General features: G+C 74.0%; 1 protein-coding gene. It reads left to right on the top strand.

The features are described from left to right. Positions 1 to 109 precede the first annotated feature (109 nt). A complete protein-coding gene (locus QSK39_RS26520) occupies positions 110 to 13,441 on the top strand; it encodes a type I polyketide synthase (protein WP_285480528.1) in 13,332 nt (4,443 codons plus the stop codon). Positions 13,442 to 13,451 lie beyond the last annotated feature (10 nt).

The following is a 13,451-nucleotide window of genomic DNA, read 5'->3' as shown; positions in this document are numbered from 1 at the left end:
ACCGGCCGGGCCTGGGGACAAAACCCCCGGCCCGGCCGAAATCTAGGGATTTGCGGGTCCCCCGTGCGGTTCACTCGAGGCGACCACGCCGTGAACCTGGAGGTACCTGGTGGCACTGTCTTCGGACAAGGACAAGGTCGTCGAAGCGCTCCGGGCGTCCTTGCGGGACAACAAACGGCTCCGCGAACAGAACGACCGGCTCGCGGCCGCCTCCAGGGAACCGATCGCCGTCGTCGCCATGAGCTGCCGGTTCCCGGGCGGGGTGAACGATCCCGACCAGCTCTGGGACCTCCTGCGCGACGGCACCGACGCCATCTCCGGCTTCCCCGCCGACCGGAACTGGACCGCCGACGAGCTCGCCGGCAGCAACACGGCCGAAGGCGGCTTCCTGCACGACGCCGACAAATTCGACCCCGGCTTCTTCGGCATCTCGCCCCGCGAAGCGCTCGCCATGGACCCGCAGCAGCGGCTGCTCCTCGAAGTCTCCTGGGAGACCTTCGAACGCGCAGGGCTGGACCGGAAAGCCCTGCAAGCCAGCGACACCGGCGTCTTCATCGGCTGCAGCAACCAGGCCTACGGCTCCACCGACCTCGACGGCCTCCCCGACGAGGTCCGCGGCCACCTGCTCACCGGCAGCGCCGTGTCCGTCGCGTCGGGCCGGCTCGCCTACACCTTCGGCCTCGAAGGCCCCACCGTCACCGTCGACACCGCCTGCTCGTCCTCGCTCGTCGCCCTGCACCTCGCCGTGCAGGCACTGCGCGCGGGCGAATGCTCGATGGCGCTCGCCGGCGGCGTCACCGTGATGGCCACACCCGCCGTCTTCGTCGAGTTCACCAGCCAGGGCGGGGTTTCCGCGTCCGGCCGGTGCCAGTCGTTCGCCGACACCGCCGACGGCACCGGCTGGGGCGAGGGCGCCGGCGTGCTGCTCGTCGAGCGCCTCTCCGACGCCCGCAAGAACGGCCACCCGGTGCTCGCCGTCCTGCGCGGCTCCGCGGTCAACTCCGATGGCGCCTCCAACGGCCTCACCGCCCCCAACGGCCTTTCGCAGCAACGCGTCATCCGCGCCGCGCTCGCCAACGCCGGCCTCAAACCGTCCGAAGTGGACGCCGTCGAGGCGCACGGCACCGGCACCACCCTCGGTGACCCGATCGAGGCGCAGGCCCTGCTCGCGACCTACGGCCGGGACCGCGAGCAGCCTCTCCTGCTCGGCTCGATCAAGTCCAACATCGGGCACACCCAGGCCGCCGCCGGCGTGGCCGGCGTGATGAAGATGGTCCTGGCCCTGCGCCACGGCGAACTGCCCCGCACCCTGCACGTCGCCGAGCCCTCCACGCAGGTCGACTGGACGCGCGGCGCGGTCGAGCTGCTGACCGAGCACACCGCCTGGCCCGAGACCGGCGCGCCCCGCCGCGCCGGGGTCTCGTCGTTCGGCGTCGGCGGCACCAACGCCCACGTCGTCCTCGAAGCCGTCCCCGCGTCCCCGCCCCAGGAAACCGAAGCGCCACAAGGCCCTACGACATGGGTGCTGTCCGCCCGCACCGCCGAGGCCCTGCGCGAGCAAGCCGACCTGCTCCGCAAGCACGTCACCGACGAAAAGCCCGGCGACGTCGGGCTCACGCTCGCCGCGCGCACCGCCTGGGAACACCGCGCCGCCGTGGTCGGCGGCGCGGTCGAAGACCTGGTCCGCGGCCTGGACGCGATCGCGGACGCGACGCCGTCGGCCGAGGTCGTCCGGGGTGTCGCCGCGACGCCGGGCAAGACGGCCTTCGTCTTCCCCGGCCAGGGCGCGCAGTGGGCCGGGATGGCCGTCGACCTGCTCGACGAGCCCGTGTTCGCCGCCCGGATGGCCGAGTGCGCCGCCGCGCTCGCTCCGCACGTCGACTGGACCCTCACCGAGGTCCTGGGCAACGCCGACGCCCTGGCCCGGGTCGACGTCGTGCAGCCGGCCTCCTGGGCCGTGATGGTCTCGCTCGCCGCACTCTGGCAGTCGGCGGGGGTGCGGCCCGGCGCCGTCGTCGGGCACTCCCAGGGCGAGATCGCCGCCGCGTGCGTCGCGGGCGCACTGTCCCTTGAGGACGGTGCACGCGTGGTCGCGCTCCGGAGCAAGCTCATCGCGGAGGTGCTCGCGGGCAAGGGCGGGATGGCGTCGGTCGCCTTGTCCTTGGACGAAGTCACCGCCCGGCTGGACAGCCGGATCAGCGTCGCGGCGGTCAACGGCCCGGGTTCGGTCGTGCTCTCCGGCGAGCCGGAAGCGCTCGACGAGCTGGTCGAAACCTGTGCGGCCGAAGGCATCCGCGCCCGTCGCATCCCGGTGGACTACGCCTCGCACTCCGCGCACGTGGAGGCGATCGAGGACGCCCTGCTCGAAGCACTCGCCCCGGTCACCCCGCGCGAAGCCGAGATCCCGCTCCACTCCGCGGTGCTCGGCGAGCGGATCGACACCGGCACGATGGACGCCGGTTACTGGTACCGGAACCTGCGGCAGACCGTCCTGTTCGACACAGCCGTGCGTGGCCTCGCCGAAGCCGGGTTCACCACGTTCGTCGAGGTCAGCGCCCATCCCGTGCTCGCCGCCGCCGTCGAGGACACCCTGGACGGGCCCGTCGTCGTCGGGTCGCTGCGGCGCGGGGAAGGCGGTCTGCCGCGCTTCCTGACGTCGCTGGCCGAGCTGTGGAGCCGGGGTGCCGCGATCGACTGGGCCGGGCGCTTCCCCGGCGCGCGGCTCGTCGACCTGCCCACCTACCCCTTCCAGCGCGAACGCTACTGGCTGACCGCCGCCGAGAAGGCCGCGGGCGCGGCCGACGACCAGTTCTGGTCCGCTGTGGACAGTGGGGACGCCGAAAGCCTCGCCGCCTCGCTGGACGTGGACGCGACGGCGCTCGCCGACGTCCTGCCCGGGCTTGCCCAGTGGCACAAGCGCCGCACCGAGCAGTCCGTGGTGGACGACTGGCGGTACCGGATCGCCTGGCGGCCCTCGACTCCGTCCGAAGGGGACTTCGGTGGACGCTGGCTCGTCGTCGCCCCCGCCGGATACCCGGCCGGCGACCTCGTCGCGGGCTTGGCCGCGCACGGCGCCGAGCCGGTCCTGCTGACCGTCGAGCCCGGTGCGGACCTTCCGGAGCTGCCCACCGAAGGTGTCACCGGCGTCTTGTCGTTGCTCGCCTTCGCCGAAGACGGCCTCTACGCCACCATCGAGCTGGTCCGGGCGGTGACCGCACCGCTGTGGCTCCTGACCCGCGGTGCCGTCTCCACCGGCCGTTCCGACCGGCTGACCAGCCCGGAGCAGGCACGGATCTGGGGCATGGGCCGCGTCGTGGGCCTCGAACACCCCGACCGCTGGGGCGGCCTGGTCGACCTTCCCGAAACCCTCGACGACCGCGCGCTCGGCCGCCTGACCCGGGTGCTCGCCGACGCGAGCGAAGACCAGGTCGCGATCCGGGCGGCGGGAGCGCTGGTCCGCCGCCTGGTCCCGGCGCCCCTCGGCCGTTCCGCGCGCGACTGGCGGACGAGCGGAACCGCCTTGGTCACCGGCGGCACCGGCGCACTCGGCGCACACGTGGCCCGCTGGCTGGCCGCCGCGGGAGCCGAGCACCTGGTGCTCACGAGCCGCCGAGGCCCCGAGGCGGAAGGCGCCGCCGAGCTGCGCGACGAGCTGACGGCGCTCGGCGTCGAGGTGACCGTCGCCGCCTGCGACGTCGCCGACCGCGACGCGCTGGCCGCCTTGCTCGCCGAGATCGAGCCCCGCACCGTCGTGCACGCGGCCGGCGTGGGCCGCTCGGCCGCCCTCGCCGACACCGACCGCGCCGAAGTCGCCGACACGCTGCGCGCGAAGGTGGACGGGGCCGTCCACCTCGACGCTCTCCTGCCAGGGAACCTCGACGCCTTCGTCCTGTTCTCCTCCAACGCCGGCGTCTGGGGTGGCGGTGGCCAGGCCGCGTACGCCGCGGCCAACGCCACTCTCGACGCGCTGGCGCAGCACCGCCGCGACCGCGGTCTCACCGCGACGTCGGTGGCGTGGGGCGCCTGGGCCGGTGCCGGCATGACCGGCGACGACTCCGGTGAGCAGCTGCGCCGCCGCGGCATCCGCGCGATGGACCCGGCGCTCGCCCTCACCGTGCTGGGCCAGGCACTCGACGCGGACGAGACGTTCCTGTCCGTCGCGGACATGGACTGGGCCCGGTTCGCCCCGGCCTTCACCGCGGCCCGCCCGCGGCCCCTGCTCGACGAGCTGCCCGGCGTGCACGACGCGCTCACGGCGACGCCCGCCGAGGCCGATTCTTCTTTTGCACAAAGGCTTTCCGGCCTGACCGAGTCGGCTCGGGCCGAAGCGCTGCTCGACCTCGTGCGGGCCGAGACCGCCGCCGTCCTGGGCTATCCCGGCCCGGGCTCGGTCGAGCCCAACCGCGCCTTCCGCGACCTGGGTGTCGACTCCCTGATCGCCCTGGAAGTGCGCAACCGGCTCGTCGCGGCGACCGGGCTCAAGCTGCCCGCCGTCGTGCTGTTCGACCACCCGGACCCGCGGCGGCTCGCCGCGCTGCTGGGGCACAAGCTGCTCGACGCCGGCCCCGTGGCCGTCGAGCAGTTCGTGGCCCGGGCGGACGCGGACGAGCCGATCGCGATCGTGTCGATGGCGTGCCGCCTGCCCGGCGACGTGCGCTCGCCGGAAGACCTGTGGGACCTGGTTTCCGCGGGCGCCGAGGGCATGTCGGCCTTCCCGGTGAACCGGGGCTGGGAACTCGACGGGGTGGGCGGCTTCGTCCACGACGCCGACGAGTTCGACGCCGCCTTCTTCGGGATCTCGCCCCGGGAAGCCCTCGCCATGGATCCGCAGCAGCGGCTGCTGCTGGAGAGCGCGTGGGAGGTCTTCGAGCGCGCCGGGATCGACCCGCGTTCGCTGCGCGGCAGCGCGGCCGGCGTGTTCGTCGGCTGCGGCACGCAGGGGTACGCGACCGGCCACACCGAGGCGGCGGAGGAGGTCGAAGGCCACCTGCTCACCGGGAACGCCGGTGCGGTCGTGTCCGGCCGGGTGTCCTATGTGCTCGGTCTCGAAGGCCCGGCGGTGACCGTCGACACGGCGTGCTCGTCGTCGCTGGTGGCGCTGCACCTGGCCGCCCAGTCGGTCCGCTCCGGCGAGTCGTCGATGGCGGTGGCCGGTGGTGTCACGGTGATGGCGACGCCGGGTGCGTTCCAGGAGTTCGCCAAGCAGGGCGGCCTGGCCGGTGACGGCCGGTGCAAGTCCTTCGCCGACTCGGCGGACGGCACCGGCTGGGGCGAGGGCGTCGCGCTCGTGCTCGTCGAGCGCCTCTCGGACGCACAACGCCTCGGCCACCCGGTGCTCGCGCTGCTGCGCGGCTCGGCGATGAACCAGGACGGCGCGTCCAACGGCCTGAGCGCCCCGAACGGCCCGTCGCAGCAACGCGTGATCCGCGCCGCGCTGGCGAACGCCGGCCTGGCACCGTCCGATGTGGACGCCGTCGAGGCACACGGGACCGGCACGACGCTGGGTGACCCGATCGAGGCGCAGGCCCTGCTGGAAACCTACGGCCAGCACCGGGACCGGCCGTTGTGGCTGGGCTCGGTGAAGTCCAACCTCGGCCACACCCAGGCCGCTTCGGGCGCGGTCGGTGTGCTCAAGATGGTCCTCGCCCTGCGCGGCGGAACGCTGCCGAAGACCCTGCACGTGGACCGGCCGTCGGACCGGGTGGACTGGTCGTCGGGCGAGGTGCGGCTGCTGACGGAGGCCCAGGACTGGCTGCGGGGCGACCGGCCGCGCCGTGCGGGTGTGTCGTCGTTCGGGGTCAGCGGCACCAACGCGCACGTCATTCTCGAGGAGCCGCCCGCGGCTCCGGCTGTCCACCAGGAACCCGAAACCGGTGTCGTGCCCTGGGTGCTGTCGGGGCGGACCGAGCAGGCGGTGCGGGACGCCGCCCGCGGGCTCCCCGACGGCGACCCGGTCGACATCGCGCTCGCGCTGGCCGCGCGGTCGGCGTTCGAGTACCGGACCGTCGTGGTGGGAGAGGGGCGCGACGACCTGCTCGCCGGGCTGGCCGCGACGACCCCGGTCCTCGCGGAGCCGGGCAAGACGGCGTTCCTCTTCTCCGGCCAGGGTTCGCAGCGCGCCGGGATGGGGGCGGAGCTGTACGAGCGGTTCCCGCTGTTCGCCGACGCGTTCGACGCGATCTGCGCGCTGGTCGACGCGGAGCTGGACCGGCCGTTGCGTGAGGTCGTGTTCGGCGATCCTTCGCTGCTGGACGAGACGGGGTACACGCAGCCCGCGCTGTTCGCGATCGAGGTGGCGCTGTTCCGGCTGCTGGAGTCGTGGGGCGTGGTCCCGGACCACGTTGCCGGGCACTCGATCGGCGAGATAGCCGCGGCGCACGTCGCGGGCGTGCTGTCCCTTGAGGACGCCTGCCGGCTGGTAGCCGCTCGGGCGAGCCTGATGCAGGCGCTGCCCACCGGCGGCGCGATGCTGGCCGTGCAGGCCACCGAGGACGAAGTTGCCGTGGTGCTGACCGACGGCGTCGGCTTGGCCGCGGTGAACGGACCCGAAGCCGTGGTGGTGTCCGGTGAAGCCGAAGCCGTCGAAGCGGTGGAGCGGCACTTCGCCGGGCTGGGCCGGAAGGTCCGGCGGTTGACGGTGTCGCACGCGTTCCACTCCGCGCTGATGGACCCGATGCTGGACGGGTTCGCCCGCGTGGCCGGTTCGTTGACCTTCACCGCGCCGAAGATCCCACTGGCGTCCACTGTGTCCGGTCGCCTGGCCGGCGACGAGATCCTGACCCCGGAGTACTGGGTGCGCCAGGTCCGCGAGCCGGTCCGGTTCGCCGACGCTTCGGCCGCGCTCGCCGGCCTCGGCGTGACGCGCGGGCTCGAACTCGGACCCGACGGCGTCCTCTCGGCGCTGGCCGCGTTCCCCGCGCTTCCGCTGCTGCGCAAGGACCGAGCCGAATACGCGAGCCTGCTCACGGCGTTGGGCGACGCGCACACGCGGGGCCACACCGTCGACTGGCGTGCGGTCCTGCACGCGGCGCACCCGGGGCGGCCTGCGGGCGCCGTCACGCTGCCGACGTACCCGTTCCAGCGCACGCGCTTCTGGCTGGACACCCGCCCGGCGCCCGACGAGCGGTTCTGGGCGGCCGTCGAGAGCGGCGACGTCGCGGCCTTGGCGGCCTGGCGCGACCGCGGCCAGCCCCCAGTCGGCCAGTACGAAGTCACGTGGACGCCTGTCGACACCGGCGAGACCCCGCTCGACGGCCGGTGGCTCGCGGTGGTCCCGGCCGGCTCGAGTACGCACCTCCTGGACGACGTCCTCGAAGTCACCCCCGCGGACGATCGCGCCTCCCTCTCTGTTCGCCTGCGGGGCCGGGACCTCGACGGCATCCTGTCCACTTTGGATGTTCAAGGCCAGCTGGCGTTGGTCCAGGCCCTCGGCGACGCGGAGATCGACGCGCCGCTGTGGTGCGTCACCCGCGGCGCGGTCGCCGCCGTCGAAGGTGACGTGCCGGACCCGGCGCAGGCAATGGTCTGGGGTCTCGGGCGCACGGTCGCCCTGGAACACCCGCACCGCTGGGGCGGTCTGGTCGACCTCCCCGCCGACGTCGACGAGGAGACGCTCGGGAGGCTCCGCGCGATCCTCGGCGGCGCGACCGGCGAAGACCAGGTCGCCCTCCGCGGGTCGCAGGTCCTGGCCCGCCGCCTCGTCCGTCGCATCCCACGCCCGGTGACGCCGTGGCAGCCCAGCGGAACGGTCCTGATCACCGGCGGCACCGGCGCCCTCGGGAAGCACGTCGCGCGCTGGCTGGCCAAGGCGGGCGCCGAGCGGCTCATCCTGACGAGCCGCCGGGGCCTCGACGCCCCCGGTGCCCGGGACCTGGTGGCCGAACTCGACATCCGCGTCGACGTCCTGGCCTGCGACGTCACCGACCGCGCCGCGCTCGAAGCGGCCCTCGCCTCGGCCGGCGACCTCACCGCCGTCGTGCACACCGCCGGCGTCCTGGCCGACGGTGTCGTCGAAGCCCTCACCCCGGAACGCCTGGCCGAGGTCGTCGACGCGAAGGCCGTCTCCGCTCAGCACTTGCACGAACTCACCGCCGGGCTCGAGGCGTTCGTCCTCTTCTCCTCCTGCACCGGCACGTTCGGCGCGGCCGGGCAGGGCAACTACGCCGCCGCCAACGCCTACCTCGACGCGCTCGCCGAACAGCGCCGCGCCCAGGGTCTGACGGCGACGTCGATCGCCTGGGGACCGTGGGCCGACGGCGGGATGGCCACCGCGGCCGCCGCCGAGGAACACCTCGGCCGCACCGGGCTCGCGCCGCTGCGCCCCGACCGGGCCATCGCCGCGTTGCAGGCCGCGACCGGCGGCGGCCCGGTGGTCACCGTCGCCGACGTCGGCTGGGAGCGGTTCGCCGCCGCGCTCACCGCGCACCGCCCGAGCCCGCTCATCGCCGGCCTGCCCGAGGTGCGGCAGCTCGCGCCGGCCACCGCGGGTTCGCTCGACCTCGCCGGACTGTCCACCACGGATGCCGAGAGGCTGCTGCTCAAGCTGGTGCGCGAGCAGGTCGCCTTCGCCCTCGGCCACCGCTCGGCCGACGACGTCGCGGCCGGCCGCACCTTCAAGGAGCTCGGCTTCGATTCGCTGACCGCCGTCGAGCTGCGCAACCGCCTCGACACCGCCACCGGGCTGCGGCTCCCGGCCACCCTCGCGTTCGACTATCCGACCGCGACGGCGCTGGCGTCCTACCTGCGCACGGAGTTGCTGGGCGACGCCGAAGCCGGACCCGCGGCCGTCGTGCAGAACACCGATGAGCCCATCGCCATCGTGGGCATGAGCTGCCGGTTCCCCGGCGGGGTCCGGAACCCGGATGAACTCTGGGCCCTGCTCGCCGAGGGCCGCGACGCCGTCACGGAGTTCCCCGCCGACCGCGGCTGGGACACCGGCGCGCTCTACGACCCCGACCCCGACCACGCCGGCACGACCTACGTGCGCGAAGGCGGTTTCCTGGCCGGCGCCGACCAGTTCGACGCCGAGTTCTTCGGGATCTCGCCACGCGAAGCGCTGGCCATGGACCCCCAGCAGCGGCTGCTGCTGGAGACCTCCTGGGAAGCCCTGGAGCAGGCGGGCATCGACCCCCTCTCCGTGCGCGGCGCCCCGGTCGGGGTGTTCGCGGGAACCAACGGGCAGGACTACACCGCGGCGCTGCACTTCGGCGAGGAGAGCGTCGACGGCTACCTCGCCACCGGCAGCGCGGGCAGTGTCCTTTCCGGACGGATCGCCTACGAGCTCGGGCTGGAGGGCCCGGCGATGACCGTCGACACGGCGTGCTCGTCGTCGCTGGTCGCCCTGCACCTGGCCGCCCAGTCGCTGCGGGCGGGCGAATGCTCGCTGGCGCTGGCCGGCGGCGTGACGATCATGTCGACCCCCGGCCTGTTCGTCGAGTTCAGCCGGCAGCGCGGCCTGGCTTCCGACGGCCGGTGCAAGGCCTTCGCCGACGAGGCGGACGGCACCGGCTGGGGTGAAGGTGTCGGCGTCGTCCTCGTCGAACGGCTGTCGGACGCCCGCCGCAACGGCCACCCGGTGCTCGCGATCGTCCGCGGCAGCGCGGTCAACCAGGACGGCGCGTCGAACGGCCTCACCGCCCCGAACGGGCCTTCGCAGCAGCGGGTCATCCGCGCGGCACTGGCGAACGCGGGCCTGGCGCCGTCCGATGTGGACGCCGTCGAGGCGCATGGCACCGGCACGACGCTGGGCGACCCGATCGAGGCGCAGGCCTTGCTGGCGACCTACGGCCGGGACCGCGAAGAACCGCTGTGGCTCGGCTCGATCAAGTCGAACGTCGGGCACACGCAAGCCGCCGCGGGTGTCGCCGGGGTCATCAAGATGGTCCTCGCGATGCGCGAAGGCGTGCTGCCCGCCACCCTGCACGTCGGCGAGCCCTCGCGGCACGTCGACTGGGACAGCGGCGCGGTGTCCCTGCTGACCGAATCGCGGCCGTGGCCCGAGCGCGAAGGACCGCGCCGCGCCGGGATCTCGTCGTTCGGCGTCAGCGGCACGAACGCGCACATCATCGTCGAGCAGGTTTCCGAACCGCCCGTCGAGGCCACTGTGGACGTCGAGGGGGCGTTGACCCCCTGGGTGGTCTCCGCCCGGTCGGAGGCGGCGGTCCGTGACCGGGTGGCCGCGCTGGCCGAGGTGTCCGGGAGCGCCGCCGAGATCGCCTGGTCGCTGGTCGGCACCCGGTCCCAGTTCGACCACCGCGCGGTCCTCCTCGATGATCACCGCGAACTGACTGCCGCCGTCACCGGAACCGCCGGGGCGGCGGGGGAGACGGTGTTCGTCTTCCCCGGCCAGGGCGCGCAGTGGGCGGGCATGGCTGTCGAGCTGCTCGACGAGCCGGTCTTCGCCCGCAGGATCGCCGAATGCGCGGAAGCACTCGCCCCGCACGTCGATTGGTCCCTGACCGAAGCGCTGAGCGACCCGGCGGCCCTGGAACGGGTCGACGTGGTGCAGCCCGCGTCCTGGGCCGTGATGGTCTCCCTGGCCGCGCTGTGGCGCTCGGCGGGCGTCGAGCCGGATGCCGTCGCCGGGCACTCGCAAGGCGAGATCGCGGCGGCCGTCGTCGCGGGTGGACTGTCCCTGGAGGACGGCGCCAAGGTCGTCGCGCTGCGCAGCAAGGCGATCGCCGCCGGGCTCGCGGGGCAGGGTGGCATGGCCTCGATCGCGCTCGGCGCCGAGCGCGTCGCGGACCTGCTGCCGGACGGCGTCGCGATCGCGGCGTTCAACAGCCCGGCTTCCACGGTCGTGTGCGGTGACCCATCCGCCCTGGACGAGCTGATCGCCCACTGCACGGACCAGGACATCCGCGCCCGGCGCATCCCGGTCGACTACGCCTCCCACTCGGTCTACGTCGAAGGCATCCGCGACGAGCTGCACGAAGTCCTGGCGGGCCTGAGCCCCCGCACGGGCGACGTCCCGTTCTACTCCGCGGTCACGGCCGAGCCGGTCGACACCGCGACCCTCGACGCCGGCTACTGGTACCGGAACCTGCGCGAGCCGGTCCGCTTCCTGGACACGACCCAGGTCCTCATCGGGCGGGGACACCGGTTCTTCGTCGAGGTCAGCCCGCACCCGGTGCTGCTGTCCGCGATCCAGGAGACCCTCGACGACACCGCGGGTGTCGTCGTCGGGACGCTGCGCCGCGGCGAAGGCGGCCCCCGCCGGTTCCTGACGTCGGTCGCCGAGCTGTGGACCCAAGGGCACGACGTCGACTGGCGGACGTTCCTCCCCGAGACGCGGACGATCGGCCTGCCCACCTACCCGTTCCAGCACCGGCGCTTCTGGCCGAAGCCCGTGCAGCCCGTGGCGGCCACCGGCGACCCGGTCGACGACCAGTTCTGGGCCGCCGTGGAACGCGAGGACCTGGCGTCGATCGCCGGCACCCTCGCCGTCGCGCCGGAACCCCTCGGCGACGTCCTGCCCGCGCTCGCCTCCTGGCGGCGCACCCGGCTCGAGAAATCCACTGTGGACGGCTGGCGCTACCGGATCACCTGGAAGCCCCTCACCACGGAACGGAAACCGCTGCGCGGCACCTGGCTGGTCGTGACGCCGGAGGGCGGTGACCACCCCTGGATCGAGGCGGCACGTCAGGCCGTCGAGGGCGCGACCGTCGTCCCGATCACCGTCGGCGCCACCGACCGGCCCGCGCTCGCCAAGCGCCTGGTCGACCTCGCCCCGGTGGACGGAGTGCTCTCCCTGCTCGCCCTCGATGCGACCGAGCACGCCGTGCTCCCGCGCGGCGTGGCGAACACCCTGCTCCTGACCCAGGCGCTCGGCGACGCCGGGATCACCGCTCCGCTGTGGCTCGCCACGGCGGGCGCGGTGGCCACCGGCCGGGGCGACACCGTGACCGACGCGGCGCAGTCCCAGGTCTGGGGGCTCGGCCGGGTCATCGGCCTGGAGCACGCCGACCGCTGGGGCGGCCTGGTCGACCTGCCGGACACGACCGATGAACGTGACCGGCACCGCCTCGCCGAGGTCCTGGCCGCGGCGGGTGACGAGGACCAGGTCGCCGTCCGCGCGTCCGGGGTGCTCACCCGCCGCCTGGTGCCGGCCCCGCTCGGCGACGGTGCCCCGGCCCGCGACTGGCGGCCGGACGGCGCCGTGCTGATCACCGGCGGCACCGGCGCGCTCGGCGCCCACGTCGCGCGCTGGCTGGCCGGCCGCGGCGCGCAACGCCTGGTGCTCACCAGCAGGCGCGGCGAAGCGGCCCCCGGCGCGGCGGAACTGCGCGAGGAGCTGACCGCGCTCGGCGCGACGACGACGATCGCCGCCTGCGACGTCGCCGACCGCGCGGCCCTGAAAACGCTGCTCGACGAGCTGGGCGAGCCCGTCCGGGCCGTCTTCCACGCGGCCGGGATCGTGCAGGGCACCGCGCTCGACGACACCGAACTGGCCGAGTTCGCCGAGGTCGTGTCGGCCAAGGTCGCCGGCGCCACCCACCTCGACGAACTCCTCGACGACCTCGACGCGTTCGTGCTCTTCTCCTCCAACGCCGGCGTCTGGGGCAGCGGTGGACAGGGCGCGTACGCGGCGGGCAACGCGTTCCTCGACGCGCTCGCCCAGCGGCGGCGTGATCGCGGGCTCACCGCGACGTCGGTCGCGTGGGGTGCTTGGCAGGGCGCGGGCATGGCGGGCGACAACGACGCCGAGGAGCACCTGCGCCGCCGCGGCGTGGGTGCGATGCCGCCGGAGCGGGCCCTGCTCGCGCTGGGGCAGGCGATCGACCGCGACGAGACCGTCCTCACCGTCGCCGACGTCGACTGGGAGAGGTTCGTGCAGGGCTTCACCGCTGCCCGGCCGCGTCCGTTGCTCGACGACCTCCCCGCCGTCCGCCGGGCCCTCGAAGCCCGGCCGGCCGAGGCCGAGTCGACGCCGGCGGACTTCGCGAGCCGGCTGACCGGCCTGCCGCCGGTCGAGCAGGAGCGGGTGGTCCTCGACCACGTCCGCGAGGCCATCGCCCGGGTGCTCGGCCACGCGGGCGCCGAGGAGATCGACGCGAACCGGCCGTTCAAGGAGATCGGCTTCGACTCCTTGACCGCGGTGGAGCTGCGCAACCGCTTGCGCGCGGCGACCGGGCTCAAGCTGCCGGCCACCCTCGTCTTCGACCACCCGACGCCGTCGGCGCTGGCCGGGTTCCTGCTCTCGGCGCTGGTCGGCGAGGAAGTCTCGGTGCTGGGGGAGCTCGACCGGATCGAGGCGCTGGTTTCAGGGGTTTCCCCAGAGGATGACGCCTTTGGTCTCATCACCAGCCGACTTCAGACCATGCTGAACAAGCTGGGAGAGGCCCGGGCGTCCGACGGGCGTCCCCGGGCCGCCCAGCAGCTCGAAGGCGCGACGGACGACGAAATTTTCGACTTCATCCACCGGGAGCTCGGCAGGTCGTAGATGCCCGTGC

The organism is Amycolatopsis sp. NBRC 101858 (genome assembly GCF_030269325.1).
Classification (GTDB): domain Bacteria; phylum Actinomycetota; class Actinomycetes; order Mycobacteriales; family Pseudonocardiaceae; genus Amycolatopsis; species Amycolatopsis ponsaeliensis.
Note: the sequence above shows the minus strand (reverse complement) of the source record. Positions and strands in the feature narration are given on the sequence as shown.